The organism is Frateuria aurantia DSM 6220, from assembly GCF_000242255.2.
Taxonomy (GTDB): domain Bacteria; phylum Pseudomonadota; class Gammaproteobacteria; order Xanthomonadales; family Rhodanobacteraceae; genus Frateuria; species Frateuria aurantia.
The window spans coordinates 1,355,904-1,382,499 of sequence record NC_017033.1 but is presented as its reverse complement, the minus strand read 5'-3'; the positions used below and the strand labels follow the sequence as shown (position 1 = coordinate 1,382,499).

General features: G+C 65.2%; 22 protein-coding genes. 16 read left to right on the top strand and 6 right to left on the bottom strand.

Annotated elements, in window-relative coordinates; translation table 11 throughout:
* Positions 1 to 22: 22 nt before the first annotated feature.
* The gene (locus tag FRAAU_RS06325) at positions 23 to 1,072 is read right to left on the bottom strand and encodes a HoxN/HupN/NixA family nickel/cobalt transporter (protein WP_217176260.1); all 1,050 of its coding nucleotides are present in this window, start codon (positions 1,070 to 1,072) and stop codon (positions 23 to 25) included.
* A gap of 316 nt (positions 1,073 to 1,388) precedes the next feature.
* Between FRAAU_RS06325 and recC the strand changes: the two genes are divergently transcribed.
* The 4 genes from recC to FRAAU_RS06305 all read left to right on the top strand — a co-directional run bounded on the left by recC (position 1,389) and on the right by FRAAU_RS06305 (position 12,353).
* Positions 1,389 to 4,820 (top strand): exodeoxyribonuclease V subunit gamma, encoded by a 3,432-nt coding sequence (gene recC, locus FRAAU_RS06320; protein WP_014402724.1) that lies wholly within the window; start codon positions 1,389 to 1,391, stop codon positions 4,818 to 4,820.
* Positions 4,817 to 8,494: an exodeoxyribonuclease V subunit beta gene (recB, locus tag FRAAU_RS06315; RefSeq protein ID WP_014402723.1), complete on the top strand. Its 3,678-nt coding sequence runs from the start codon at positions 4,817 to 4,819 to the stop codon at positions 8,492 to 8,494. The genes recC and recB overlap by 4 nt, the downstream gene beginning before the upstream one ends.
* On the top strand, positions 8,491 to 10,497 hold the full coding sequence (gene recD, locus FRAAU_RS06310; RefSeq protein ID WP_014402722.1) for an exodeoxyribonuclease V subunit alpha: 2,007 nt from the start codon (positions 8,491 to 8,493) through the stop codon (positions 10,495 to 10,497). The genes recB and recD overlap by 4 nt, the downstream gene beginning before the upstream one ends.
* A 371-nt stretch (positions 10,498 to 10,868) precedes the next feature.
* The gene (locus FRAAU_RS06305) at positions 10,869 to 12,353 is read left to right on the top strand and encodes a chloride channel protein (RefSeq protein ID WP_014402721.1); all 1,485 of its coding nucleotides are present in this window, start codon (positions 10,869 to 10,871) and stop codon (positions 12,351 to 12,353) included.
* 151 nt (positions 12,354 to 12,504) lie between these two features.
* Here the strand turns inward: FRAAU_RS06305 and murA are convergent, their stop codons facing one another.
* The gene (murA, locus tag FRAAU_RS06300; RefSeq protein WP_014402720.1) at positions 12,505 to 13,764 is read right to left on the bottom strand and encodes a UDP-N-acetylglucosamine 1-carboxyvinyltransferase; all 1,260 of its coding nucleotides are present in this window, start codon (positions 13,762 to 13,764) and stop codon (positions 12,505 to 12,507) included.
* Between the two features lie 35 nt (positions 13,765 to 13,799).
* Positions 13,800 to 14,042, bottom strand: a complete 243-nt coding sequence (locus FRAAU_RS06295) for a BolA family protein (protein ID WP_014402719.1) — start codon at positions 14,040 to 14,042, stop codon at positions 13,800 to 13,802.
* 211 nt (positions 14,043 to 14,253) lie between these two features.
* Between FRAAU_RS06295 and FRAAU_RS06290 the strand changes: the two genes are divergently transcribed.
* From FRAAU_RS06290 to ptsP, 12 genes are all read left to right on the top strand, one after another.
* Positions 14,254 to 15,255 carry a KpsF/GutQ family sugar-phosphate isomerase gene (locus FRAAU_RS06290; protein WP_156803355.1) on the top strand — a complete coding sequence of 334 codons (1,002 nt, stop codon included), beginning with the start codon at positions 14,254 to 14,256 and terminating at the stop codon, positions 15,253 to 15,255.
* Positions 15,256 to 15,274: 19 nt separating this feature from the next.
* Positions 15,275 to 15,823 (top strand): KdsC family phosphatase, encoded by a 549-nt coding sequence (locus tag FRAAU_RS06285; protein ID WP_014402717.1) that lies wholly within the window; start codon positions 15,275 to 15,277, stop codon positions 15,821 to 15,823.
* 56 nt (positions 15,824 to 15,879) lie between these two features.
* Positions 15,880 to 16,503, top strand: a complete 624-nt coding sequence (gene lptC, locus FRAAU_RS06280; RefSeq protein WP_245546446.1) for an LPS export ABC transporter periplasmic protein LptC — start codon at positions 15,880 to 15,882, stop codon at positions 16,501 to 16,503.
* Entirely contained in the window at positions 16,391 to 17,026 is a 636-nt protein-coding gene (gene lptA / locus FRAAU_RS06275) for a lipopolysaccharide transport periplasmic protein LptA (RefSeq protein ID WP_083841131.1), read from the top strand. Before lptC ends, lptA begins: the two co-directional genes overlap by 113 nt.
* Positions 17,026 to 17,745: an LPS export ABC transporter ATP-binding protein gene (gene lptB / locus FRAAU_RS06270; RefSeq protein ID WP_014402715.1), complete on the top strand. Its 720-nt coding sequence runs from the start codon at positions 17,026 to 17,028 to the stop codon at positions 17,743 to 17,745. The genes lptA and lptB overlap by 1 nt, the downstream gene beginning before the upstream one ends.
* 92 nt (positions 17,746 to 17,837) lie before the next feature.
* The gene (locus tag FRAAU_RS06265) at positions 17,838 to 19,319 is read left to right on the top strand and encodes an RNA polymerase factor sigma-54 (protein ID WP_014402714.1); all 1,482 of its coding nucleotides are present in this window, start codon (positions 17,838 to 17,840) and stop codon (positions 19,317 to 19,319) included.
* Between the two features lie 158 nt (positions 19,320 to 19,477).
* Entirely contained in the window at positions 19,478 to 19,801 is a 324-nt protein-coding gene (gene hpf, locus FRAAU_RS06260) for a ribosome hibernation-promoting factor, HPF/YfiA family (protein WP_014402713.1), read from the top strand.
* 133 nt (positions 19,802 to 19,934) lie between these two features.
* On the top strand, positions 19,935 to 20,885 hold the full coding sequence (gene hprK / locus FRAAU_RS06255) for an HPr(Ser) kinase/phosphatase (RefSeq protein ID WP_014402712.1): 951 nt from the start codon (positions 19,935 to 19,937) through the stop codon (positions 20,883 to 20,885).
* Positions 20,879 to 21,784, top strand: coding sequence for an RNase adapter RapZ (rapZ, locus tag FRAAU_RS06250; protein WP_014402711.1), 906 nt, complete (start codon positions 20,879 to 20,881; stop codon positions 21,782 to 21,784). Before hprK ends, rapZ begins: the two co-directional genes overlap by 7 nt.
* Positions 21,785 to 21,818: 34 nt before the next feature.
* A complete protein-coding gene (locus FRAAU_RS06245) occupies positions 21,819 to 22,211 on the top strand; it encodes a PTS sugar transporter subunit IIA (RefSeq protein ID WP_014402710.1) in 393 nt (130 codons plus the stop codon).
* Positions 22,204 to 22,473: an HPr family phosphocarrier protein gene (locus tag FRAAU_RS06240; protein ID WP_014402709.1), complete on the top strand. Its 270-nt coding sequence runs from the start codon at positions 22,204 to 22,206 to the stop codon at positions 22,471 to 22,473. Before FRAAU_RS06245 ends, FRAAU_RS06240 begins: the two co-directional genes overlap by 8 nt.
* The gene (gene ptsP, locus FRAAU_RS06235; protein ID WP_014402708.1) at positions 22,470 to 24,239 is read left to right on the top strand and encodes a phosphoenolpyruvate--protein phosphotransferase; all 1,770 of its coding nucleotides are present in this window, start codon (positions 22,470 to 22,472) and stop codon (positions 24,237 to 24,239) included. The genes FRAAU_RS06240 and ptsP overlap by 4 nt, the downstream gene beginning before the upstream one ends.
* Positions 24,240 to 24,402: 163 nt before the next feature.
* On the opposite strand, the gene FRAAU_RS17840 is transcribed toward ptsP, so the two are convergent.
* The 3 genes from FRAAU_RS17840 to FRAAU_RS06225 all read right to left on the bottom strand — a co-directional run bounded on the left by FRAAU_RS17840 (position 24,403) and on the right by FRAAU_RS06225 (position 26,530).
* Positions 24,403 to 24,528 (bottom strand): hypothetical protein, encoded by a 126-nt coding sequence (locus FRAAU_RS17840; RefSeq protein ID WP_280985210.1) that lies wholly within the window; start codon positions 24,526 to 24,528, stop codon positions 24,403 to 24,405.
* 65 nt (positions 24,529 to 24,593) lie between these two features.
* Positions 24,594 to 25,256, bottom strand: coding sequence for a DUF3313 domain-containing protein (locus FRAAU_RS06230; protein ID WP_014402706.1), 663 nt, complete (start codon positions 25,254 to 25,256; stop codon positions 24,594 to 24,596).
* 179 nt (positions 25,257 to 25,435) lie between these two features.
* A complete protein-coding gene (locus FRAAU_RS06225) occupies positions 25,436 to 26,530 on the bottom strand; it encodes an ATP-binding protein (protein WP_052317828.1) in 1,095 nt (364 codons plus the stop codon).
* Between the last annotated feature and the right edge of the window lie 66 nt (positions 26,531 to 26,596).

The following is a 26,596-nucleotide window of genomic DNA, read 5'->3' as shown; positions in this document are numbered from 1 at the left end:
GAAATCGTTGATTGAATGGGGGTCAAGGCGCGACGCGGATCTCGATCCGGTCGTAGCGCTTCCAGCGGTAGATCACGGCCGAGATCAGCCAGCTGAACAGAAACACCGCGATGACGCCATAGCCGAGCAGGCCGAAATGCGCCGCCACACCGCCGATGGCGCGCCAGAACGGATTGTCCAGCGAGAACTTGTCGGCAATCAGCGCCAGCGCTTCCACGCTGCCGATCACCACCGCCACGATCACCGAAATCAGGGTGATCGTCATGTTGTAGTAGATCTTGCGGATGGGGCGGACAAAGGCCCAGCGATAAGCCCCCATCATCAGCACTCCGTCAGTGGTATCGATCAGAGTCATGCCTGCCGCGAACAAGACCGGCAGGCTGAGCAGCGACCACAGGGACAGACCGTGGCTGGCCTGGGTGGCGGAAATGCCGAACAAGGCGATCTCGGTGGCGGTATCGAAACCGAGGCCGAACAGAATCCCGATCGGATACAGATGCCAGCTGCGCGAGGCCAGCCGGAACAGGGGCTGGAACCAGCGGGCCATCAGGCCGCGCTGACTCATCAGCAGATCCAGATCTTCACTCTGCAAGGTCGCGCCCTGCCGCACCGCCCGAAAGGTCTTGTAGACCGCGACAAAGGTGCTGAAATTGGCGGCCGCCAGCAACAGCAGGAACAGCGCCGAGACGCAGGTGCTGACCAGACCGCCATAATCCTTCAGCTGGCTGAAATGCCCGGAGACCGAGACCGTCGCGACGGCCACCAGGGCCGACATCGCGACGACCACGGTGGAATGGCCCAGCGCGAAGCAGGGGCCCACGCCCAGCGGATTGCGGCCTTCCTGCATCAATTTGCGGGTGACATTGTCGATGGCGGCGATATGGTCGGCATCGACCGCATGACGCAAGCCGAAGGTATAGGCCAGCAAGGCCATGCCCAGCAGTACCGGCTGCCGGCCGAATGCCGTCCATGCCCACAGCCAGGCCAGCAGATTGAAGCCCAGCAGCCCGAGGTAGATCCACAGGACCTGCTGGCGGAACCGCGGTGTTCCGGCCTGCTCCGACTTGATCATTGCCATCATTGCCCGCCCTTGCAGCCATCTGCGTCGGCCGTGCGCCGACCTGCCGAGTATACCCAAGCCGGCTGGCACGCCCCATCCGCCACGCCCTACTCCCATCGACGGCCGATTTGAACGCACGCCTCGCTCCAGCGACGGCGACACCGCCCCGACCGGGCAGCGGCCCCGCGACGGGACGCCATCCCGCCGGCAGAGGGATATTCTGCCGACCATCCTTTAAGCTTGGGGCTTTGACCGCCCCGGACCTCCTTAGCATGCGATCGGCTGCCGCCACCCCTGCCCGTGCCCACCCGCCAGCCGAGGTGGTTGCATGACGACTGCCGCGGCACTGACCCCCGGCCTGATGGTGATCCACGGCAACCAGATTGAAGATCTGCGTGAGCTGTGCGTGGCCTGGATGCGCCGCCATCCCTTGCGCCCTCTGGAAAACGAACGTTTTCTGGTCTACAGCAACGGCATCGCGCAGTGGCTGAAGCAGGCTCTGGCCGAAGATGCCGGCTGCGGCATCGCCGCCGCCCTGCAGTTCGACCTGCCCTCGCGCTTTATGTGGAGCGCCTATCGGCTGGTACTGGGCGAGGCCGCGATTCCCACCCAGTCGCCGCTGGACAAGGCGCCGCTGACCTGGCGATTGCTGCGCCTGCTGCCGGAATGCCTGCACCAGGAGGTGTTCGCCCCGCTGCGCCACTTTCTGGCCGATGATCCGGACCTGCGCAAACGCCACCAGCTGGCCGAGCGTCTGGCCGATCTGTTCGACCAATACCAGGTCTATCGCGCGGACTGGCTGAACGACTGGGCGGCAGGTCGCGACGAACTGCGCAGCCTGCGTCACGGTGCCATCCCCCTGCAGCCTCAGCAGCTGTGGCAACCCGCGTTGTGGCGGGCCTTGCTGGCCGATATCAATGATCCCGAGCTGGTCCAGGGCCGGGCTTTCGTCCATCCGCGTTTTGTCGCCGCGCTGGAAACCATGGAGCAGCCGCCGGTCGGCCTGCCACGTCGCATCATCGTGTTCGGCATCACCTCGCTGCCAGCCCAGGCGCTGGAGGCACTGGCGGCCATGGCCCGCTTCAGCCAGGTGATCCTGTGCGTGCACAATCCCTGCCAGCATCACTGGGGCGATATCGTCGAGGACAAGGATCTGCTGCGCCACCAGTATCGTCGCCATCCGCACCGTCCCGGCCAGATCATCGGCGCCGAGCTGCTGCATGCCCAGGCCCAGCCGCTGCTGGCGGCCTGGGGCAAACAGGGGCGTGACTACATCAATCTGCTGGACCGGCATGATGATCCCGAGCGCTACCGTGAACATTTCGAGCGGATCGATGTGTTCGAGCCCCCGGCCAGTGATCATCTGCTGGGTCAGCTGCAGGACGACATCTTCGACCTGCGCCCGCTGCGGGAAAGCCGCGAGCTATGGCCGGCGGTCGACCCGGCCCGTGATCACTCGATCCGCTTTCACGTCGCCCACAGCGCCCAGCGCGAGGTGGAGATCCTGCACGACCAGCTGCTGGCCGCCTTCAGTGCCGATCCCGCGCTGCGTCCGCGCGACATCATCGTCATGGTGCCGGACATCCAGACCTATGCCCCGGCGATCCAGGCCGTGTTCGGTCAGTATCCGCGCGGCGATGCACGCCATATCCCGTTCACCATCGCTGACCAGGGCGTGCGCGGCCAGAGTCCGCTGACCATTGCCCTGGAACAGCTGCTGCAGCTGCCGCGCGGACGACTGGCGGTCAGCGACGTGCTGGACCTGCTCGATGCCGCGCCACTGCGCCAGCGCTTCGGCATCGCCGAGCAGGATCTGCCCCAGCTGCGGCAATGGCTGGACGGTGCCGGCATCCGCTGGGGCCTGGATGCCGGTCAGCGCGCGGCGCTGGGTCAGCGCGCGGGACTGGAACAGAATACCTGGGACTTCGGGCTGCGCCGACTGCTGCTGGGTTATGCCAGCGCCGAGGAGGCCTTTGCCGGCATCGAGCCCTATGCCGATATCGGCGGTCTGGACGCCGCCCTGCTCGGACCGCTGATCGACTTGCTGCAGGCCCTGCGGCAACCGCTGCAGCAACTGGCCGAAGCCCATGCCCCCGCCGCCTGGGGCATGATTTTCCGCCAGTTGCTGGAACAGTTCCTGCGTCCGGTCGACGAGCAGGACCAGGCGCTGGTCGACCAGCTGCTGAAGGCGCTCGATGACTGGCTGGACCTGTGCCGGGACGCGGGACTGGAGGATGCCCTGCCACTGTCAGTGGCCCGCGAAGGCTGGCTGGCGACCCTGGACCAAGGCGGACTGAGCCAGCGTTTCCTCAGTGGCGCAGTGAATTTCTGCACCTTGCTGCCGATGCGTACCATCCCCTTCCGCCAGGTCTGTCTGCTGGGCATGAACGATGGTGATTATCCGCGCAGCAAGACCCCGATGGACTTCGATCTGATGGCCGGCGACTACCGTCCCGGCGACCGTTCGCGCCGCGACGATGATCGCTATCTGTTGCTGGAAGCCCTGCTGTCGGCCCGGGACCGACTTCATGTCAGCTGGGTCGGTCGCAGCATCCGCGATGACAGCGAGCGACCTGCCTCGGTCCTGGTCGGCCAGTTGCGTGATCATCTGGTTTCAGGCTGGCGGCTGGCCGGCGGCGGAGACCTGCTGCAGGCACTGACCACGATCCATCCGCTGCAAGCCTTCAGCCGGCGGTATTTCGAAGCTGATACCGCCTGGTATACCCATGCTGGCGAATGGGCCGCCGTGCATCAGACCCCGACGGAAGATGCCCGCTCTGCACCAAGCCTGCCAGCCTGGCAAGATCCGCCGCCGCTGTCGCTGGATCGACTGCAAGCCTTTCTGGCCGACCCGGTACGCGCCTTTTTCCAGCAACGGCTGGGCATTCATCTGGATCAGTACGGTGAGGAGCTGCAGGACGACGAACACTTCGGTCTCGACGGCCTGCAGCGCTACAGCCTGACCCAGGCCCTCCTGGATGAAACCCGCCAGCAGCTGGATCTGCAAGGCGCCGAACTGGCGCCGGCCTTGGCACTGGCCGCGCAACGCCTGCAAGGTCGTGGCCAGCTGCCCCTGGCCGGTTTCGGAGCCGCCTTGCGCGATGAGCTGCTGGATCCGCTGCCCGACCAGTTCCAACGCTACCGGCAGCAACGGGAGCGCTGGTCACGACCGCTCGCCGCCACCTTGCCACTGCAATTCGTCCACGGCACCCTGCGGCTGGACGACTGGCTGGGCGGCCTGTGCCGCGATGCCGACGATCAGCCGGCCAGCCTGCAACTGCTGCCGCGACGTCTGCTGAACAAGAAAGCGCTGAACTGGCATCGCCTGCTGAAGGCTTTTGTCACACATGCGGCGGCCTGCGCCAGCGGCATCGGCCTGCACACCGTGCTGATCGCCGAGGATGTCAGCGTGAGCTGGGCGCCCTTGCCGCAACCAACGGCCGAGACCATTCTTGCCGACTGGCTGGACGGCTGGGCACAAGGCATGTGCCAGCCTCTGCCGACCGCGCGCAAGACGGCCCTGAGCTGGCTGGCCCATGCCGAAGAGGACCTGTCGAGGGCCTGGAAGGAGGCCGCCAGAACCTATCAGGACGACTTCACCCACGGTGGCGAAGTCCGACACAGCGCCAGTCTGGCACGGCAATATCCCGACTTCGCCCAGCTGGTCGCCGAGCCCGAGGCCTTCGCCCGCTGGGCCAAGCAACTTTATCGGCCCTTGCTGCAGCACCCGCCCACCCTTCTGGACGCCGACAGCCCATGAGTCCGCATTCCCGGCCGCTGGCCTTGAGCTTTCCCCTGCACGGCAGCCGGCTGATCGAAGCCAGCGCCGGCACCGGCAAGACCTACACCATCTCGGCACTGTATCTGCGGCTGATCCTCGGCCACGGCGGCGAGGCGGGCTTTGCCACTGCGCTGCTGCCGCCGCAGATCCTGGTGGTGACCTTTACCGATGCCGCCACCCGCGAACTGCGCGACCGCATCCGCCTGCGCCTGGTGGAGGCTGCCAGAGTCTTTGCCGGCGAAACGGACGGCGACCCGCTGCTGCATGCCCTGCGCAATGATTTCGACGTCGACCGATGGCCGGCCTGCGCCCAGCAGCTGAGCATCGCCGCGCAGTGGATGGACGAGGCGGCGGTGTCCACCATCCATGGCTGGTGCCAGCGCATGTTGCGCGAACATGCCTTCGACAGCGGCAGTCTGTTCAAGCAGGAACTGAATACCGACCCGGCCGAGCAACTGCAGGCCGTCATCCGCGACTACTGGCGCCAGCACAGCTATCCTCTGGCCGGTGACGAGCTGGACTGGGTCCGTCGGCACTGGGGTGACCCGGACCGACTGGGCAAGCTGCTGCAGGGTCCCCTGAAGGACCGGCAGGCCACCGAGACCGGCGAGGCTCCCTTGCAGCAACTGCTGCAAGGCCTTATCAAGGCACGCGAGCAGGCTCTGGCCACCATCAAGCAACCCTGGCATGCCTGGATCGAGCCCCTGTCCAGCTTCTATGCCGAAGCCGCTGCCGCCGGCCATTTCAATGGCACCAAACTCGGCGCCCGTACCTTCGAGCCCAGACTGGCACGGCTGCGTGAATGGCTGGCACAGCCGCAGGATGCACTGGAAGTGGATGCGGACTACTTCAAGCGCTTTACGCATGAAGGCCTGCAGGATGGCTGCAAGAAAGGCGTCAGCCTGGATCTGCCGCCAGCGGTAGCTGCCGCCCTGGATGACATGGCGAGCCTGCCGCAGCGTCTGGCTGCCCTTCCGGGCATCGACGAGGCCGCACTGCGCCATGCCGCAGCCTGGGTCAGGCGCCGTTTCGCGCAGGAACAGCGCCAGCGTGCGGAGATGGGTTTCGAAGACATGCTGACCCAGCTTGACGAGGCCTTGCACGGTCCCCGCGGCGAGCATCTGGCCGAAGTGATCCGCCAGCAGTTTCCGGTGGCGATGGTCGATGAATTCCAGGATACCGACCCGGTCCAGTACCGCATTTTCGACCGCATCTATCATGTCGCGGCCCAGACCACGGATCGGGGCCTGTTTATGATCGGCGATCCGAAACAGGCGATCTACGCCTTTCGCGGCGCCGATATCCACACCTATCTGCAGGCCCGGCGCGCCACCGCCGGGCGTCACTACGAGCTGGACACCAACTTCCGCTCGACTCCGGCCATGGTCGCGGCCGTCAACCAGCTGTTCGAACGGGCCGAACAGCGCCCGCAAGGCCGTGGCGCCTTTCTGTTCCGCCGCCCGCAGGACAACCCCCTGCCGTTTCTGCCCGTGCAGGCCCGTGGCCGACCGGAAGTCTGGACCATCGACTCGCGACCTGCACCGGCCTTGACCCTGTGGCATCTGGACAGTGAGCGCCCGCTGAGCGGCGAAGCCTATCGCCAGACCATGGCCGAGGCCGCAGCCAGCGAACTGGTCCGCCTGCTGAATCAGGGCCAGCACGGCGAAGCCGGGTTTGCCGGGCCCGAAGGCTGGCGGTCCTTGCAGGCCCAGGACATCGCCGTGCTGGTCCGCGATGGCAGCGAGGCGCGGGCCATCCGCGAGGCCATGGCTCGCCGCGGCATCCGCAGTGTCTATCTGTCGGACAAGGATTCGGTGTTCGCCAGCCAGGAAGCCCGCGACGTCCTGCTGTGGCTGAAGGCCTGCGCGGAGCCGGGCCAGGATCGGCTGCTGCGGGCGGCTCTGGCCAGCCGCAGCCTGGCCCTGCCGCTGGAGGAACTGGAGCGCCTGAATCTGGACGAGCTGCACTGGGAGTCGCGTGTCGATCAGTTCCGCGACTACCACGACTGCTGGCAGAAACAGGGCGTGCTGCCGATGCTGCGACGGCTGATCCACGCGTTCCGGCTGCCGGCCCGGCTGATGCAGGAGGCCCAGGGCGAGCGGCGTCTGACCAATCTTCTGCATCTGGCCGAATTGCTGCAACAGGCGGCCGCCGAGCACGAGGGCGAGCAGGCGCTGATCCGTCACTTCAGCGAGTGCCTGGCCGACCAGGCCAAGCCGGCCGACGAACAGGTCATCCGTCTGGAAAGTGACGAGGCGCTGTTGCGGGTCGTCACCATCCACAAGTCCAAGGGCCTGGAATACCCGCTGGTGTTTCTGCCTTTTGTCGCCAGCTTCCGTGCCGTCAAGCCGGAAGGTCCTCTGCTGCTGGCCGGCGAGGTTCCGCGCTGGATCTGGCAGCCCGCAGAAGCCGACTATGCCCGCGCCGAAGATGACCGCCTCGCCGAGGATCTGCGCCTGCTCTACGTAGCCTTGACCCGGGCCCGGCATGGCTGCTGGCTGGGTCTGGCGGATCGCGGCAGCGGCAAGAACTCGCAACTGCACCGCTCCGCGATCGGCTATCTGCTGGCTGGCGGCCACCCACTGGCCGAAGGCCAGCGCCTGCTTGAGTGGCTGCAACCGCTGGCCGTGGCGGACCAGACGGTCATCGAGCCGCTGCCGGAGGCCGAGGAAACCCGCTTCCGCCCCGCCACCGAAGCGCCGTTCCAGCCCATCTGGCGCGAACCGGCCCGAGCGGCGGCCGAAGCGTGGTGGATCGCCTCCTACAGCGCTCTGCGGCTGGATGAAGGGGCCTGGACCGAAGACGAGGTCGCGACCGATGCCGGTGACCGGGTCCCGGATACCGCGGCGATGCAGAACGCTTTGGATGACGAGCCCCTGCACCCGGCCGAACCCGCCATGGCATCAGTGACTCCAGGCGGCATCGGCATGCACCGGTTTCCACGTGGAGCGGCCTCCGGCACCTTTCTGCACGGCTTGCTGGAACTGGCTGCCGAATCCGGCTTCAAGGCCGAGGCCGGCCTATGGCGCGACGCCATCGCCCGCCGCTGCGAGCTGCGCGGCCTGACCGAATGGATCGACACACTGACCGCATGGCTGGAACAGTTGTGCCGACAACCGCTGCCGCTGGCCGCTGGCGATCAGCGTGCCCTGGCCGACGTGTCGACCTATCAGTCGGAACTGGAATTCTGGATCCAGACCACGCACGTGGATGTGCGCGAGCTGGACCGGCTGGTCTGCCGCCACGAACTGCCGGGCCTGCCTCGCCCCGCGCTGCTGAGCACCCAGCTCAACGGCATGTTCAAAGGCTTTGTCGACCTCTGCTTCGAGGCCGACGGCCGCTATTACCTGATCGACTACAAGTCCAATTGGCTGGGCGAGGACGAAACCGCCTACGACCAGGCCGCGATGCAGGCCGCCATCGCCGAACATCGCTACGACCTGCAGTATGTGCTGTACACCCTGGCCCTGCATCGGCAACTGCAACTGCGGCTGCCGGACTACGACTACGACCGCCATGTCGGCGGTGCCATCTACATGTTTGTCCGGGCGCCGGCCGCCGGTCTGTTCCAGGCCCGGCCGGACCGAGACCTGATCGAGGCGCTGGACCGCCTGTTCCGGCACCTGCCTGCCACCAACGAGGATGCCGCATGAATGCCGTCGTGATGCACGGTCTGGAGGATCGCTCCGCCACCCTGGAGCTGCTCGCCCAGTGGAGCACACAGGATTGGCTGCGACCGCTGGACCTGGCCCTGGCGCGTTTTTTTGCCGATCTGGACCCGCAGGCGCCGCCCTTGCTTCTGCTGGCCGCTGCCCTAGTCAGCCATCAGCTGGGTCAGGGCCACGTCTGCCTGGACTTCGGCAGTACCCTGGCCAACCCCGACTTCGCGCTGTCGCTGCCACCGGAAGGTCAGCGCCCCGATCCCGGTACCGTGATGCCGTCCCAGCTGCTGGCTGGGATAGAGGCCACGCAATGGCTGGCCGCACTGACTCCCAGTCCGTTGGTCGGACACGCCGCGCCAGGCTCCAGTCCACTGGTGCTTGCCGGTCAGGCCTTGTATCTGCGTCGATACTGGAATTACGAAACCGGTGTCGCCCGCCAGATCGCCGCGCGGACAAGCCCCGCCCTGCATGCACCGCCCCGTCTTGCCGAACGGCTGGAGACCTTGTTCCCGGAACCCACCGACACCACCGATTGGCAAAAGATTGCCTGCGCACTGGCCGCCTCCGGCCCTTTCAGCCTGATCACCGGCGGACCCGGCACCGGCAAGACCACCACCGTGGTCAAGCTGCTGGCCCTGCTGCAACAGGCAGCCATGGATGAGGGCACGCCCCTGCGGCTGAGCCTCGCCGCGCCCACCGGCAAGGCGGCGGCACGCCTGACCGAGTCAATCGGCGCCCAGGTTAGCCAGCTGCCGGTGACCGAAGCGGTCCGCGAGCGGATTCCCTCCGAGGTGACCACCGTGCACCGGCTGCTGGGTCGGGTACCCAACAGTCGACGCTTCCGCCATCATGCGGGTCACAAGCTGTCTCTGGACGTGCTGGTGGTCGACGAAGCCTCGATGATCGACCTGGAAATGATGTTCCATCTGCTGGCTGCGCTGCCCGACACGGCACGGCTGATCCTGCTGGGCGACAAGGACCAGCTTGCCTCGGTGGAAGCCGGCGCGGTACTGGGCGACCTGTGCCGGGATGCCGAGCTGGGCCATTACAGTCCCTCCACCGCCGACTGGCTGCGCCGCCAGGGCATCGGCCGCCTCGAAGACCCGGCCCTGCAGCCAGGTGACGAACATCAGCGACTGGCCCAGCATACGGTGATGCTGCGTCGCTCCCGCCGTTTCGGCCATGACTCGGGCATCGGCCGTCTGGCCCGAGCGGTCAACGCCGGCGATGCCGTCGAGGCCGATGCGGTTCTGCACGAGCGGCCCCATGACGTGCTGCACCTGAGCTGCAAGGGACCAGATGATCCCGCGCTGGATCGGCTTCTGCTCGACGGCCAAGGCGGCGCTGCGGGCTATGCGGCCTATCTGCAACGCCTGCATCAACGCCCGGCAGATGATGCCGAGACCGGAGTCTGGCACGCCTGGGCGGCGGACATCCTGCAGGCCTTCGAGCGCTTTCGCCTGCTCACCGCCGTCCGCAAGGGCCCCTGGGGCGTGGAACAGATGAATCTGCGGATCACCCAGGCCCTGCAGCGACAGGGACTGCTGAGCGCCGGACCGACCTGGTTCGAAGGCCGGCCAGTGATGGTCACCCGCAACGACTACAGCCTGGGACTGATGAATGGCGATGTCGGCATCACGCTGCGACTGCCCTTGTCCGACACCGATGGGCAGCGCCGTCACGGTTTGCGGGTGGTGTTTCCCCGCAATGACGGCAGCAACGCCTTGCGATGGGTGCTGCCCAGCCGTCTGGGTGCGGTCGAGACCGTGTTCGCGATGACCGTGCACAAATCGCAGGGCTCCGAATTCGCCCACACGGCGCTGCTCCTGCCGGACAGACTCAGCCCGGTGCTCACTCGCGAGCTGATCTATACCGGCATCACTCGCGCAAGAACGCATTTCAGCCTGATCGAGACGCGCTCGGGACTGTTTCCCCAGGCCGTGCAACGCCGGGTCGTGCGCCGCAGCGGACTGCGCGCCCTGATCGGCGGATAGGCCGACTGCCGCCAAAGAGCTTTGAAAAAAGTCCTCAGATGCAGGAAAGCGGCCTAGCAGCCCATGAAACTGAAGCGGGTTTAACCCGCTCGGACAAAAACCTCATGCAAAGCGCGATTCAATTGCAAAAAAAGCATTAAATGGCGCCATAATAGCGGCCGTGTTCCGCATGACCGGATCTCGGCCATCGCCAGTCACCGCGGGTCCGTCCCGCATCAGCCGGCCAAGCCGTCATGCCGGCGCCATAAGGCGCCTCAAAACCGTTCCATCGCGTATCCGCCGCACAATCTGGCGACCCGGACTTTGCCCGCGGGTCGCTGGCTGTTGCACCACCGTCGCCATTTGCCCGCCCATCGAATCGCCCCGCTGCCATGACCCCTGACCCAGCTCCCGGCGCCCCGTCCTCCAAGTCGGCCTCCCACCACTCCGCTCCCCGCAGCCGCGTCTACGGCCGATATCTGGGGCGCAGGATCCATTCTTCGGAGTGGCTGTCACCCCGCCAATGGCAGCGGCGCATCCTGTTCTGGAGCGGTGCGATCATCGTCGGCCTGGCGGCGGTCGGCTTTGCCTGGGCCTCGGATGCCGCCTATGCGCAGTTCAGTCGGCTGGTCCAGCACGGCCGGTTCTGGCCTTTTATCGTGACTCCGGCCGTGTTCGCTTTTCTCAGCTGGGCCACCAGCGGCCCCTTGAAAGCGACGCGGGGCTCCGGCATCCCCCAGGCCATTGCGGCACTGCAGGTCGAAAACGAGCGCTTTCGCCACGGTCTCCTGTCACTGAAGGTCGCCATCGGCAAGATGGCGCTGACCCTGCTGGCCCTGCTGGGCGGCGCCTCGGTCGGGCGCGAAGGGCCGACCGTGCATGTCGGCGCCGGCTTGCTGTATACCTTGGGCAGACGCTTCGGCCTGGCCGATGCCGCTTCGGCGGGCCGTTTTATCCTGGCCGGCTCGGCCGCCGGACTGGCGGCAGCCTTCAACACCCCGCTGGCCGGCGTCGTCTTCGCCATCGAGGAAATGAGCGGGGCCTTCGAGCACCGCATGAGCGGCGTGATACTGACCGCCGTGATCATGTCCGGCGTGGTCTCGTTGGGCATTCTCGGCAATTACGCCTATTTCGGCCGTTTCGACATTGTGCTGCCACTGGGTCGGGCCTGGATCGCCGTCGTGGCCTGCGGCCTGGTCTGCGGCCTGATGGGCGGTCTCTATGCCCGTCTGATCCAACCCGGCAGTCGTGGCATTGTCGGCTGGGTTGCCGCCACTCGCGGCCGCAACCCGGTGCTGTTCGCCGCCGGCTGCGGCCTGGCTCTGGTGCTGCTGAGCCAGCTCACTCACCACGGCCTGTACGGCACCGGCTACGCCCAGGCCAAAAGCATTCTGCAGCAGGATGACGATGCCGCCGTCCCCTTCTTCGGGATCCTGAAGATGCTGGGCAATATCGCCTGCTCCTGGGCCGGCATCCCTGGCGGCTTCTTCTCGCCGTCACTGGCTGTCGGTGCCGGACTGGGCCAGAACATCAGCCACTTCCTGCCGGCCATCGATCCCAGCGCGGTGGTGCTGCTGGGCATGACCGCCTATCTGGCCGGCGTGACCCAGGCGCCGCTGACCTCCACCGTGATCTCGATGGAATTGACTGCCAACCAGCAGATGGTGCTGCCGATCATGGCGGCGGCCTTGCTGGCCCGCGCCGCTTCGGCCCTGGTCTGCCGCAAGCCGGTTTATCGTGCGCTGGCCGACGTGGTGGTCAAGGCCTATGAGCAGGAAACCCAGCGCCAGCACGGACATCGCGACGCCGAAGCCCATGAAGTGGCCGCCCGGGGGGGCGTTACAGGCCATGCGGTGGCCGAACAGAAACCGCATTGAGCCCAGCCGGCCGCAGATGATGAGGCCGGCAGCCCTCCCGACCGTCGCCCGCCCCGCCTGAACCCGGAAAGCATCACGCCCCGCCGGAATCGCTTCCGACGGGGCGTGATGCCCATGGCCTTGAACGCCGTCTGCAGGCTGAGGCGCAGGTTCAACCGGCGATGCGACGGATCCGTGCACCGAGGCCGCTGAGCTTTTCCTCGATGTTCTCGTAGCCACGATCGATGTGGTATACGCGATCCACCGTGGTTTCGCCCTGGGCAACCAGCCCGGCCAGCACCAGACAGGCCGAGGCGCGCAGATCGGTAGCCATGATCGGCGCACCGCTCATTTCCTTGACCCCGCGGATGATGACGGTATTGCCCTCGATCCGGATATCGGCGCCCAGCCGCTGCAGTTCCTGGGCATGCATGAAGCGGTTTTCGAACACGGTCTCGGTGATGATGCCGGTGCCCTCGGCGATGCAGTTCAGCGCGGTGAACTGCGCCTGCATGTCGGTGGGAAAAGCCGGATACGGGGCCGTGGTCAGATCCACGGCCTTGGGACGGCGACCGCCCATGTCCAGCTCGATCCAGTCGTCACCGGTACTGACGTGCGCGCCGGTCTCTTCCAGCTTGGAGAGCACGGCATCCAGCGTGTCGGCACGGGTGTTGCGGGCGCGCACCTTGCCGCCGGTCATCGCCGCGCCGACCAGGAAGGTACCGGTCTCGATACGGTCCGGCAGCACATTGTAATGCGCGCCATGCAGCCGCTCCACGCCATGGATCACCATGCTGGAGGTGCCGGCCCCCTCGATCTGCGCGCCCATCGCGTTCAGGCACATCGCCAGATCGACGACTTCGGGCTCCTGGGCGGCGTTTTCGATCACGGTGGTGCCGGACGCCAGGGCCGCCGCCATCATGATGTTTTCGGTGCCGGTGACCGTCACCATGTCCATCACCACGCGAGCGCCCTTCAGCCGCGTGGCACGAGCCTTGATGAAGCCGTTCTCCACCGAGACCTCCGCCCCCAGCGCCTGCAGGCCTCGGATATGCTGATCCACCGGCCGTGAACCGATGGCGCAGCCACCAGGCAGCGAGACCTCGGCGTGGCCATAACGGGCCACCAGCGGGCCGAGCACCAGGATCGAGGCGCGCATGGTCTTGACCAGATCATAGGGCGCGACGAAGTTGTTGGTGGTCCGCGGATCGACCTGGATTTCCATCCGGTCATCCATCACCAACTGCGCACCCAGCTGCCCCAGCAGCTCCATGGTGGTGGTGACATCGTGCAGATGCGGCACGTTGCCGATGGTGACCGGTTCATCGGCCAGCAGACAGGACACCAGTATGGGCAATACCGCGTTTTTGGCGCCGGAAATGGCGACTTCGCCATTCAGGGGAACACCGCCATTGATCAAAATCTTCGCCATCGAAATCCTTGAGATTGCAGTCGGTCCGGCCGGGCTCAGGCCTGAGCCGTGCCAGCCTCGGCCGGGGTCTGGGTGACCAGTGCAAGGGCATGAATCGCCCCGCCCATCAAATCGCCGAGGGTGGCGTAGACCAGCCGGTGCCGGGCCAGCGGCAGCTTGCCGGCGAACTGCTCGGCAATCACCGTCGCCTCGAAATGCACTCCGTCATCGCCTTGCACCTGCGCCGAGGCGCCGGGAAGACCGCTTTCAATCAGTGCCTTGATACTGGCAGCGTCCATAAACCATTCCGTGCTGCACCCGTCATGGCGGGCGCGTGATAGTGGGAAATCATGACTGCGTTAATGCAGACCATGACGATATCGTGCGAAGATGCCATGTTAATGGAAATTTGCTGGCACAGAAATGACTCGGCCGGCTCATGCGGCGGCGCGCCTCTTCCCCGGCGGCCGACTGCCGCCGTTATGGAACTGATGGACAATGACTCTTCGAATGGATCCGCTCCAATTTATGGCACCGGTGGATGATCGCACCATCATCGAAAACGCCCGCCGGGTCATTCTGACTGAGGCCGCTTCGATACAATCGCTGGCGGACCGGGTCGAGCAGGCCTTTGCCGCCGCCTGCCGCCTGATCCTGGAATGCCAGGGGCGAATCGTGGTCTCCGGCATGGGCAAGTCCGGCCATGTAGCCCGCAAGATTGCCGCAACGCTGGCCTCTACCGGCACGCCGGCCTTTTTCGTCCATCCCGGCGAAGCCAGTCATGGCGACCTCGGCATGGTGCAGCCCCACGACGTGATGTTGCTGCTGTCCAATTCCGGCGAGACCGATGAACTGCTGTTCATCCTGCCGTTTCTGAAGCGCCAGGGCACCGCCCTGATCGCGATGACCGGCCATGCCGGCTCGGCTCTGGCACGGCAGGCGGATATTCACCTTGATGCAGCGGTGGAAACCGAAGCCTGCCCTCTGGGTCTGGCCCCGACTACCAGCACCACCGCCGCGATGGTGCTGGGTGATGCCTTGGCAGTCGCCTTGCTGGAAGCCCGCGGATTCACGGCGGATGATTTTGCGCGTTCCCACCCCGCCGGCAACCTCGGGCGGCGCCTGCTGGTGCGTATCAGCGATGTGATGCACAGCGGCGAGGCCCTGCCCAGGGTCCGGATCAACGCCAAGCTGTCGGAGGCGCTGATGGAAATGTCCCGCACCCGGCTGGGGATCACCGCGGTGATCGACGACGCCGGCATCCTGCGCGGGGTGTTCAGCGACGGCGACCTGCGCAGGGTGCTGGACGATCACCGGGTTGATCTGCGCGAGGCCGAGGTCGGTTCGCTGATGAGCCGGACCCCCATCACCATCGGTGCGGACCAACTGGCCAGCGAGGCTGCCCGGATGATGGAGCAGCATCAGGTGCATGCCCTGCTGGTGGTCAATACGGCCCAGCAGTTGGTCGGCGCCCTGAACATCCACGACCTGCTGCGCGCGCGCGTGGTCTGAACCCGCCCCGCCCGCCCTGATGAATGCCATGTATCTTGCCGACCTGCCTGCCGAAGTGCTCGCCCGCGCCGCCGCCATCCGTCTGGCGGCCTTCGATGTGGACGGGACCCTGACCGACGGACGCCTGCCGTTCAGCGCCGAAGGCCAGGACCACAAGGTCTTTCATGTGCATGACGGTCTGGGCCTGAAACAGCTGCAGCACCATGGCATCGCCGTGGCCATCATCACGGCGCGCTCCAGCGAAGCCGTCAGCCGGCGCATGGCCGAACTTGGCATCCGTCACGTCTATCAGGGAGCCCGCGACAAACGCGCTTGCCTGCACCAGCTGCTGAATGAGCTGGACCTTCAGCCCGAACAGGCCGCCTTCGTCGGTGATGACCTGCCTGACCTGGCGCCGATGCGCATCGCCGGGCTGGGCATTGCGGTGGCCAATGCCCACCCCTGGCTGGCTGCACAGGCGCATTGGCAGACCCGCTCGCGCGGCGGCGAGGGCGCGGCGCGAGAGGTCAGTGATCTGCTGCTGCAAGCCCAGGGCCGTCAGGACGAGGTACTCCAGTCGTGGTATTGAACAGACTCGGCCAGCTGCATCGCTATCTGCGCGACCGGGCCCTGCTGGCCGCCACCGTGACCCTGCTGCTGCTGGCCGGCGCCAGCCAGACTCTGCTGTGGTGGATTCAGCCGCCCCCGCGGATCAACGACACCCTGGGGCCACCCCGCTCGGGCTACACCGTCAAACAGTTTCAGGCCTACCTGTACAATGCCGACGGCGCGCCCGGCCTGCGCATCAGCGGGCCCTTGCTGGAGCGGCGCGACAATGACGACTCGCTGTTCCTGACCACGCCGCATTTCGTGATGCCCAGCCATGTCGCCACGGTTCCTGACTGGAGCGGCGACTCGGACTACGGCTGGGTCAACCGCCGCGGCGATCTGGTCATGCTGCAGGGCAAGGTGTTCATGCATCGCGATGCCTACGCCCAGACCCCCGCCACCGAAATCCACAGCGCCAACATGACCGGCTGGCCCAAGGACAACAGGTTGGCGACAGACGAACTTGCCATCATGACCCAAGGCGGCACGATGCTGCGCGGCGTCGGCATGCGCGCTAATCTAGATACGAATGAACTGGAACTTCTCCATGATGTCCACGGCACCTATCCGCCACGCGCTCCGACAGCGCGGGGTCGCTACAAGCACCGTCCTGCTCGCCCTGCTGCTGATCCCGGCACTGGCCGCGGCACGCTCGGATGACCGGCAGAAGCCGATCAACTACGTCGCCAATTCCTCGGACATCCAGAATCGGCCCAATGGCGTCACCACCCTGCGCAAGCACGTGGTGATCACCCAGGGCACGATCAAGGGCACAGGCGATCTGGCCAGGATCTACCTGGATGCCGACAGCCAGGTGGATCATGTAGTGCTGACCGGGACCCAGCCCCAGGCGCATATCGAAGAACTGGACGACGAAGGCAATCTGATGACCGGCGATGCCGACACCATCACCTATGCCTACAACAGCGGCATCGCGGTGCTGACCGGCCATGCCGTGGCCAAGCAGGCCGGGCGTGGCGAGTTCCATGGCGACAAGCTGACCTATGACACCCATCAGAGCCTGATCACCGGCCAGAGCAACGGTGACGGCCTGGTCCATGGCGTGATCCTGCCCAAGACCCCCCCTGCCGCCAGCGGCAAACCGGCCAGCGGCACCCTGCAGCCGGCACGCGACCACGCCGCACCGGCACCGGCCACCGCCAGCAGCGCGAGCCGGCACTGATGCTGGCAGCGGCAAATCTGCAGAAGCGGTTCAAGGCCCGCCAGGTCGTCAAGGATTTCGGCTTCGACATTGCCGAAGGCGAGGTAGTCGGTCTGCTCGGGCCCAACGGCGCGGGCAAGACTACCTGTTTCTACATGGTGGTCGGTCTGGTCGAGGCCGACGGCGGCAAGATCACGCTGGACGAGCAGGACATCACCGATCTGCCCATGCACCAGCGGGCCAAGATGGGCATCGGCTATCTGCCCCAAGAAGCCTCGGTATTCCGCCGCCTGAGCGTGAGCGACAATATTCTTGCCGTACTAGAACTGCGCGAAGGCCTGACGGCCAGCCAGCGCAAGCAGGAGCTGGAAAGCCTGCTGGACGAACTGAAGATCACCCATATCGCGGACCAGAAAGGCATCAGCCTTTCCGGCGGCGAGCGCAGGCGCGTGGAAATCGCCCGGGCTCTGGCGGCCCGACCCCGCTATATGCTGCTGGACGAACCTTTTGCCGGCGTCGACCCGATTTCGGTGGGTGAAATCCAGCGCATCGTGCTGCATCTCAAGGATCGCGGCATCGGCGTGCTGATCACCGACCACAATGTGCGTGAAACCCTGGGCATCTGTGATCGCGCCTATATCCTCAGTGACGGCGGCGTATTGTCGAAGGGCTCGCCGGCCCACATCCTGGCCGATGCCAAGGTCCGCGAAGTGTATCTGGGCAAGGAATTCCGGCTGTGATCAGGATCACCTCCCCGGCCGCTGCAAACCGCTAACATGACCGCAACGGGGCCGCTGCGCCCCCGCCGCATGGCCATCCGCACGACGCGTACATGAAGCCCACCCTGCAACTCAAATTCAGCCAGCAACTGGCACTCACACCCCAGTTGCAACAGGCCATCCGCCTGCTGCAGCTGTCACAGCTGGAGTTGGTCGCCGAGCTGCGGCAGCTGGCCGAAAGCAACCCCATGCTGGAGCTGGACGAAGACGACCACAGCCCGGCTGGCGACGCCGAGGCCGATACGAACGAGCCTGCCGCAGAAGCCGGAGCCGAGGCCGCAGAGGCCTACGCCGAGGCTGACATCGGTCTTACCGGCGGAGATGAGCCCGAGTCGATGGAATGGGCCGGCGACAGCAGCGCTGACCAGCCCATCGATTTTTCCATGGCCGATGCCGGCTACTCCGCCGGTCCTTCCGGCGAGGGATTCGAGGCGCAGGATGCCTCGCCCGACTCGCTGCAGGACCATCTGCGCTGGCAGCTGAACCTCTCCGCCTTCGCTCCGCGCGATCAGATCATCGCGCTGGCCCTGATCGATGCCGTCGATGCCCGCGGCTATCTGGAGGGGCCGCTGTCCGACGTGACGGCCGCCATCCCGGCGGCGGCTGCCGTGCAGCCGGAGGAAGTCGAGGCCATCCGCCGCCGGCTGCAGCAATTCGATCCGGTCGGTGTCGCCAGTCTGGACCTGCAGGACTGCCTGGGCAGCCAGATCCGGACACTGCACGAGCAGGACCCGGCCGGCGATCTGGCGCTGGCCATCATCCAGTCCCATCTGGACTTGCTGGCCCGTCACGACGTGTCGCAGCTGGCTCGCCTTCTGCAGCGACCGCCGCAGGAGATCGAGGCCGCCGCTCAGCTGATCCGTCGCCTCGACCCGCAGCCCGGCGCCGGCTATGACCAGGCACCGGTGGAATACATAGCCCCGGACGTCTATGTCCAGCGCCGCGCCAGCGGTGAATGGCAGGTCAGCCTGAATCCGGGTGCCCAGCCCCCGTTGCGGATCAACCAGTATTACTGCCAGCTAATGGCCGAGACCCGCGGCCATGACGCCAGCTGGATGCGCGGCCAGCTGCAGGAGGCCCGCTGGTTGCTGAAGAGCCTGGAAGCCCGCAGCCAGACGCTGCTGAAGGTGGCCTCCGCGATTGTCCAGAGGCAGCGCGGCTTTCTGGAGCACGGCCCTGAAGGCATGCAACCGCTGGTGCTGCGGGAAATCGCCGAAGAGGTCGACATGCATGAATCGACCATTTCGCGGGTGACCAGTCACAAGTACATGCATACCCCTCGCGGGCTGTTCGAGTTCAAGCATTTTTTCTCCAGCCGGATCACCACCGAAACCGGCGATGGAGCTTCCGCGATCGCCATTCAAGCTCTGTTGCGCAAGCTGGTGGACGCGGAAAACCCCAAAAAACCTCTTTCAGATCAAGCTATTGCCGATCGCTTCCATGACCAGGGCATTCAGCTCGCACGCCGTACGGTGGCCAAGTACCGTGACATTTTGCGCATCCCCAGTTCAAGCCAGAGACAACGTGCCGGATGATGTGCTATCACTAGGTCATCAAACTGTCACGGAGGTTCAGCCACCCAAAAACACCCTGCACGACCCTGGCAAGTCCATCAATGCGTGGACAAGCTTCTGCCGACGCATTGACTCTTAAACAGATCCGCGCAATGCGGCACTCTCTCAGGAGGCGACTCATGCAAGTACAGATCAGCGGCCAACAGCTCGCCGTCACCGAGGCACTACGCGCACACGTCCTCGGCAAGATTGATCGTTTGAATCGTACCTACAAGAAGACCACCAATCTCGCCGTGGTCCTTTCCGTATCCAAACGCGAGCAACGCGCCGACGCCACACTTGCCGTCGCTGGCACGACCCTCCGTGCCGAAGCCGTGGAGTCCAATCTCTACGGTTCGATCGACCGCCTGTTCGACCGTCTGGTCGGGCAGCTGCGCAAATATCATGGAAAGGTCTACGACAAGCATGCCATGGAAGTCCGCAAGGAGCGTCTGAGCAGCTGAGCCTGCACCCCGTGGCCGCAGCCCTGTAGCGGACTGCGGCCACGTCTGCACCCGGGATCCGCGCTGTGGCACACTACGAACTGAATAGATCGTTCAGGGATGGCATCCGCCATCCGTTCCGGATGGAGGTTGCTTGGATCGGCTCAGCGCAAGGCAGTTGTTCGACGGCGTGCACGAGCGCCTGGATTTGCGGTGGGAGGCCGGCCGGCAAGGCGAGGCCCGCCGACTCGAACCGAGACTGACCAAGTCGCGACGCCCGTCGCTGGTCGGTTATCTCAACATCATCTATCCGAACAAGATCCAGATCATCGGCACCGAAGAGCTGCACTATCTGGGCCAGCTCAGTCCCGCTCAACGCGAACAGACACTGGCCAGCATTGCGATCTCGGATCCGGTGGCGCTGATCGTCAGCAAGAACCAGCGCATCCCCGAGGATCTGCTTCAGCTGGCCGAAGCCAGCCACACCCCCTTGTGGCTCAGCTCCAAGCGCGGCCACGAACTGCTGACCTGGCTGCATTATCATCTTGCCCGCCAGCTGGCGCCGAGGATCACGCTGCACGGTGTCTTTCTGGAAGTCTTTTCCAATGGCGTGCTGATCACTGGCGAGGCCGGATCGGGCAAGAGCGAACTGGCGCTGGAGCTGATCAGTCGAGGTCACCGCCTGGTTGCCGATGATGCCACCGAATTCACCCTGATCGCGCCCGACGTGATTGACGGCAGCTGTCCCGAGCTGCTGCAGGACCTTCTGGAGGTCCGCGGACTCGGGGTGCTCAACATCCGCGAGATGTTCGGTCATGTCGCCGTGAAGACCAGCAAGTACCTGCGTCTGATCATTCATCTCAAGCCATTGCAGCTGGATGGGGACGGTGATCCGATGACCCGCCTGACCGGCGATGTCGGTCATCGCGAACTCTTCGAGGTTCCGGTCCCGATGATTACCTTGCCAGTGGCCCCCGGACGCAATCTCGGCGTGATGGTCGAGGCGGCCGTACGCAATCACGTTCTGCGCAGCAAGGGCATCGACCCGGCCCAGACCTTCATTGACAGGCAAGCCCACCAGATGCGGAGGCTGCGCACATGGTAAATCCCGTTTTCAGCGACACCCCGCCGCCCGCCAACGACGAGATCCGTCTGATCCTGTTGTCCGGCCTGTCCGGCGGCGGCAAGACCGTGGTGCTGCGGGCCCTGGAGGATCTGGGTTTCTACTGCGTCGACAATCTGCCGGCCGGCCTGCTGCCGGATCTGGTCGCCACCGTCGATGCCGAGGACCGAAGCAGTGCCATCCGCCAGATCGCGGTCGGCATCGACGTGCGCAACCGCAATGACGAACTGCAGCGCATGCCCTCCATCCTGTCCGCGCTGGCCGCCCGTGGCGTCCAGTTGCATCTGGTGTTTCTGGACTGTCGCGACGAAGTCCTGATCAAGCGTTTTTCCGAAACCCGCCGCCGGCATCCGCTGGGTGTGCCGGGCCGCTCGCTGGCCGAAGCCATCGCCGAGGAACGGCAGCGACTGAAGCCTCTGGTGGCACTGGCCGAGCGGGTGATCGATTCCAGCGACCTGAATGTGCATCAGCTGCGGCGCCTGGTGGCGACCAGCTATGCTGCCCGCAGGGACGGCTTCACACTGATGTTCGAGTCCTTCGCCTTCAAGCGCGGCCTGCCGCTGGATGCCGACTTTGTCTTCGATGCCCGCTGCCTGCCCAATCCGCACTGGCAGCCGGCCCTGCGCCCGCTGTCGGGCCGCGACTCGCCGGTACGTGAGTATCTGGACCAGGAACCGATGGTCCAGCAGTATTTTGCCGATACCTCGCGCTGGCTGGACAGCTGGCTGCCGCAGTTCCAGAAAGATGACCGCAGCTATCTGACCGTATCGATCGGCTGCACCGGCGGCCGTCATCGCTCGGTCTATCTGGTAGAAAAACTCGCGGCGCATTATCGTGCGCACTACGGCAACGTGGTGAGCTTCCACCGAGAAATTGAATGAACCCAAGCCCCAAGTCATTTGACGGTCAGCCGACATGAGTGTCGGCGTGCTGTTGCTGACGCATGAAGCGGTAGGCAGTGCGTTGGTCACGGCGGTGCAGCACGTGCTGCCCAGCCTGCCCCTGCACATCGACGCCGTGGAGGTCCCCCCCTGTGCCGATCCCGACGTCATGCGCGACCTCACCGCCACCCATGCCCGCGCGCTGGACGAAGGCGATGGCGTGCTGGCGTTGTCCGACCTGTATGGTGCCACGCCCTGCAATATCGGACTGTCGCTGAGCAGTCTGGGCGTGCGTCTGCGCTGCGTATCGGGCCTCAATCTTCCGATGTTGCTGCGGGTGCTCAACTACGCGGAACGACCGCTGGACGAGCTGGCTGAAATCGCGGCCAGCGGTGGTCGCGGAGGTATATTCATCGATCATGCTTGAACAAGATATTGTGGTCTCCAACCGGCTCGGTCTGCATGCCCGTGCCTCGGCCAAGCTGGTCCAGCTGGCACAGAAATATCAGTCGACCATCCACCTGATCAGCGGCGAACGCGAAGTCAACGCGCAAAGCATCATGGGTGTGATGATGCTGGCCGCCGGCATCGGTACGCCGTTGACCATCCGGGCCACCGGCAACGATGAGCAAGAGGCCCTGGCCGCGGTGGTCGCCCTGTTCGAGCGCAAGTTCGACGAGGGGGCATGAGAATCCAGCTGCAAGGCATCCGTGCCGCGCCTGGCATGACGCTGGGCCGGGCCCGGCTGGTCGCGGCGACCCAGCATGCGATTGACCAGCGACCGCTGGCCAGCCACGAGGTCGAGGCCGAGCTTGCCCGCCTGCATCAGGCACTGGAAGTCGCCCGCCAGGAACTGAAAGATCTGCGCGGCCGTCTGCATGGCGTTCTGGCCGCCGAAGTCAACGAATTCATTGACGCGCACTGCCTCATGCTCAGCGACGGCGAGCTGCTGCGCGGTCTGGATGAATTGATCCGGGTGGGCCATTACCGCGCCGATGCCGCCCTGAAGAAGCAGCGGGACCGCCTGGCCGGCATCTTCGATGCCATGAACGACCCCTATATGCGCAGCCGCCGCGAGGACATCGACCAGGTCGTCGGTCGCGTGATGTCGGCCTTGCAACGTCAGACCACGGCGGCCGAACGCCGGCTGGCCGCCCGGGTCGGGGAGATTCTGGTGGCCGATATGGTCGCCCCGTCGGACATGGCCCAATGGGCCCAGGCCGGGCTGCTGGGCATTGTCGCCGCGACAGGCAGCACCTACTCCCACAGCGCCATTCTGGCCCGAAGCCTGAACCTGCCGATGCTGGTCGGCACCCTGGATGCGCTGTCGAGTATCCATGACGACGACCTGATCCTGCTGGATGCCGAACAGGGCTGCGCCATCGTGCATCCCGAGCCGACAGATCTGGCCCGCTACCGCCGCTGGCAACGGAGCCAGCAAGGGCGTGGCCGAAGTCTCGCCGCCTTGGCCCAGGCCCCCAGCCGGACGGCCGACGGCGTCGAGATCCATCTGTATGCCAATGCCGAGCTGGGCGATGACGTCGCCAGGGCACGTCGAGACGGCGCGGATGGCATCGGTCTGTACCGCTCCGAATTCCTGTTCATGCGCCACAAGCAGCTGCCCACCGAAGAAGAGCAGTTCATCGCCTATCGCGATCTGGTACTTGGCATGGGCGGCGCCCCGGTCACCATCCGCACTCTGGATCTGGGGGCCGACAAGGCCGATGCGGCCGGACTGCTGGTCAGGCGGGAGGAAAACCCTGCACTTGGCGTTCGCGGCATCCGGCTGGCTCTGCGCTTTCCCGCCGTGTTCGGCACCCAGATCCGGGCCATCCTGCGGGCCGCCTGCTACGGTCCGGTACGGGTGCTGGTGCCGATGGTGACCCAGAGCGACGAGCTGATCGCCGTCCGCGCCCTGTTCAACATGGCCCGCGAAGAACTGCAGCGCGAAGGCATCGATCTCCCCGAGCGCCTGCCGCTGGGGGCCATGATCGAAGTCCCGGCGGCAGCCATCAATGTTCGCGCCCTGCTGGACCATGCCGATTTCCTGGCCATTGGCAGCAATGATCTGACCCAGTATGTCTTGGCCGCCGACCGTGACAACGATGCCCTGGGCAATCTCTACACCCCGCTGCAACCCGCCTTGTTGCGACTGCTGGCCTTCGTCATCCACACCTGTCGCAAGGTCGGCAAACCGGTCAGCCTGTGCGGAGAAATCGGCGGCGACGTGCATTTCACCGCTTTGCTGCTGGCCCTGGGCCTGAGCGAATTCAGCATGCACCCTTCGCAGTTGCTGCCCGTGCGCGAACGACTTAGCCAGCTCGACCGCAGCGTGCTGCTGCGGCAGGCGCCGCGGCTGCTGCGCGCCTACACCTATGAGGATGTCGAACAGGTCCTGGCCAGCATGACCGAATCGGCCAGCTGCAGGCCGCAAACGGACGCGCCGTCAGCCTGAACTGCCCGGATCGGACGGCTACGGGGCTTGCACGTGATCGACAAGCTCGCACCTCGCCCCGTACGAGCTTCGCGGCAGCGTCGACATCCACCGGAGCTGTCATGCGGCAGGCCCGGACCGGATACATCCATAGCCCGCGAGTGACCCGCCGCAGCCATCCCGGTCACTCGACGTCGCACGGACCTTGCGAGGCGAACGGCAATACCACAGCCAGCCATCGCGTCAGCAGCCAGCACAGCAGGCTTCCCGTGCCGATGCCGATCAGGCATTCCGCCAACGTGACGGCCATATCCAGGCACCATGCCGATACCATGGCGGTCCAAGGAATCCGGATTCCGTCCCGTAGCGGAGTTTTCATTGCAGGTCATCCATCAAGCCTGCCGCCGCCTTGCGGGCCCCTGCCCTGGCTGCCGTCAACGGCCCCAGCGAAGCCTTGATGTTCATGGCGTTGGGATACTGCTTGTCCACATAGGAAAGCAGAAGCTGATGGCTGTCCGCCGCATAGATCTCGACGGCGTAGCTGACCGAGCCGTTGAACAGACCCTCCCGGCCCCTGATCGACTGCAGCAGATTGATCGGCGTGCCACCCACATCGAACTTGGTGAAGGTACCAATGAACGGCGTGGTACGCCGTGCCCCTGTCAGGGTGATCTGTACTCGCAAGGCATCATCCGACGACATCAGGGTCTGAGCGAAACGCTGTGCCAACTGCAGCACAAACTGCTCTTGCAACGCATCGGCCAGCGAGGCCTTGTCCTTGGCGGAGATATTCTTGCCGAACTGCGCATCGCTCCCCTGATAGACCCGCACCGGCTCCATGATGAAGTGGTGGTAATGACTCCAGTCCACATCCGGCCGGTAGGTGAAGGGTAGATGTCCGTGATGCATATGGAGGTTGGGCTGCAGATAGACGGCCGAGGCAATGCCCTGATAACGGATGGGCGCCGGTGATGAGCAGCCGGCCAGCAGGCTGACGGAGCCCAGCAGCAAGCCTTGGGCCAAGAAGAGAAGGCGCATGATAATGATTTCCTGATGGCGAAATGGATTTTCCCGGTGCAGGACCGGTGCAGGAGCCGGCCGCGGGACCGGACCGACAACGCCATGCTAGGCACTGGTTTTTAGGAATTCATTAGCCGCACGCCCCCCCCATGATGGAGTGCACCTGCCCATGGGGATCCACACGAGATCCGGACCAGTCAGCCCTGGCCGCCAAGCTGTGACGGGAAGACCACTCGCAGCCTGAACCCCTTCCATCCAGGACCGCAGCCGGTCTCGATGGTGGCTTCATGGTTTTCGGCGATGGCAGCCACCAGCGACAAGCCGATGCCACTCCCCCTTCCGGATGCACCGCCTGCACGATGGAAACGGGTAAAAATGGCTTGGCGCTCCTCGGCGGCCACGCCGGGCCCGTCATCCTCGATCTCCAGCATGGGGTGCAGCAGATCCCCCCGCCGCAAATATCCACAACGCAGACGCACCCTGCCCCCGACGTGGCCATGCCGGATCGCGTTATCGACCAGATTGCGGATCAGGATGCCGATTTCATCCGGATCGCATGTCAACAGGCAGGCACTCCCGTCGAGATCCAGCCGGCAATCGCGGCGTGCTGCCTGAATCCAGAAGTCGTCGATGATCATGCGGCAAACCACCAGCAGATCAAGTGGTTCGCGCCCACAGCGATGCAGTCCCGCCTCCAGCCTTGCCGTGTCCAGCAGCTGCTCCGCCAGCCGGTGGGTGCGCAAAGACACGTCGATCAGCTTGCCCAGCGCCTGATCCTTGCCTTGCAAGGTCCCCGCGGCAAGAGCCACTTCGGCCTGCAGATGCAGTGCCGCCAAGGGAGTGCGCAGCTCGTGAGCCGCATCGGCGATGAACTGGCGCTCCATCTGCATGGCCGAATCAAGACGTACCAGCATGGCATTGAACGATTGCAGCAAGGGCTGAAGCTCCGTAGGCAGCGCTTCGACCGGCACCGGCGAAAGATCAAAGGCGCGGCGACTGCTCAGACTCTCGGAAGTTGACCTCAACGGGCGCAACGCAGTCACGACAGCCCGCCACAACAGCAAACCCATCACGACCAATTCCACCGTATTCAACAACATCGCGGTCAACATGGCACCGATCTCGGCGGGCTGAGTCCGACTGGGCAGCAGTCCGGGCCTCGCGGCGTCTCGAGCTGTCCCGGGCGAACCGAACCAGGCCGCCGGCAAATGCCGGGCCAATGCATCTCCCATGGCATGCAGCTCGACCCGCCAGCCGATGTCGGGCCCCACAATCAGATAGGTCACGCTCATGGAGAGAGAGATGCACCAGGCCAATGCAATGACACAACACAGCATGCTCAAGAGACGCCATTGCAT

Coding starts and splice junctions, on each gene's coding strand:
- FRAAU_RS06325 (WP_217176260.1), bottom strand. CDS start 1,072: ATGATCAAGTCGGAGCAGGCCGGAACACCGCGGTTCCGCCAGCAGGTC.
- recC (WP_014402724.1), top strand. CDS start 1,389: ATGACGACTGCCGCGGCACTGACCCCCGGCCTGATGGTGATCCACGGC.
- recB (WP_014402723.1), top strand. CDS start 4,817: ATGAGTCCGCATTCCCGGCCGCTGGCCTTGAGCTTTCCCCTGCACGGC.
- recD (WP_014402722.1), top strand. CDS start 8,491: ATGAATGCCGTCGTGATGCACGGTCTGGAGGATCGCTCCGCCACCCTG.
- FRAAU_RS06305 (WP_014402721.1), top strand. CDS start 10,869: ATGACCCCTGACCCAGCTCCCGGCGCCCCGTCCTCCAAGTCGGCCTCC.
- murA (WP_014402720.1), bottom strand. CDS start 13,764: ATGGCGAAGATTTTGATCAATGGCGGTGTTCCCCTGAATGGCGAAGTC.
- FRAAU_RS06295 (WP_014402719.1), bottom strand. CDS start 14,042: ATGGACGCTGCCAGTATCAAGGCACTGATTGAAAGCGGTCTTCCCGGC.
- FRAAU_RS06290 (WP_156803355.1), top strand. CDS start 14,254: ATGGATCCGCTCCAATTTATGGCACCGGTGGATGATCGCACCATCATC.
- FRAAU_RS06285 (WP_014402717.1), top strand. CDS start 15,275: ATGAATGCCATGTATCTTGCCGACCTGCCTGCCGAAGTGCTCGCCCGC.
- lptA (WP_083841131.1), top strand. CDS start 16,391: ATGATGTCCACGGCACCTATCCGCCACGCGCTCCGACAGCGCGGGGTC.
- lptB (WP_014402715.1), top strand. CDS start 17,026: ATGCTGGCAGCGGCAAATCTGCAGAAGCGGTTCAAGGCCCGCCAGGTC.
- FRAAU_RS06265 (WP_014402714.1), top strand. CDS start 17,838: ATGAAGCCCACCCTGCAACTCAAATTCAGCCAGCAACTGGCACTCACA.
- hpf (WP_014402713.1), top strand. CDS start 19,478: ATGCAAGTACAGATCAGCGGCCAACAGCTCGCCGTCACCGAGGCACTA.
- rapZ (WP_014402711.1), top strand. CDS start 20,879: ATGGTAAATCCCGTTTTCAGCGACACCCCGCCGCCCGCCAACGACGAG.
- FRAAU_RS06245 (WP_014402710.1), top strand. CDS start 21,819: ATGAGTGTCGGCGTGCTGTTGCTGACGCATGAAGCGGTAGGCAGTGCG.
- FRAAU_RS06240 (WP_014402709.1), top strand. CDS start 22,204: ATGCTTGAACAAGATATTGTGGTCTCCAACCGGCTCGGTCTGCATGCC.
- ptsP (WP_014402708.1), top strand. CDS start 22,470: ATGAGAATCCAGCTGCAAGGCATCCGTGCCGCGCCTGGCATGACGCTG.
- FRAAU_RS17840 (WP_280985210.1), bottom strand. CDS start 24,528: ATGGCCGTCACGTTGGCGGAATGCCTGATCGGCATCGGCACGGGAAGC.
- FRAAU_RS06230 (WP_014402706.1), bottom strand. CDS start 25,256: ATGCGCCTTCTCTTCTTGGCCCAAGGCTTGCTGCTGGGCTCCGTCAGC.
- FRAAU_RS06225 (WP_052317828.1), bottom strand. CDS start 26,530: ATGAGCGTGACCTATCTGATTGTGGGGCCCGACATCGGCTGGCGGGTC.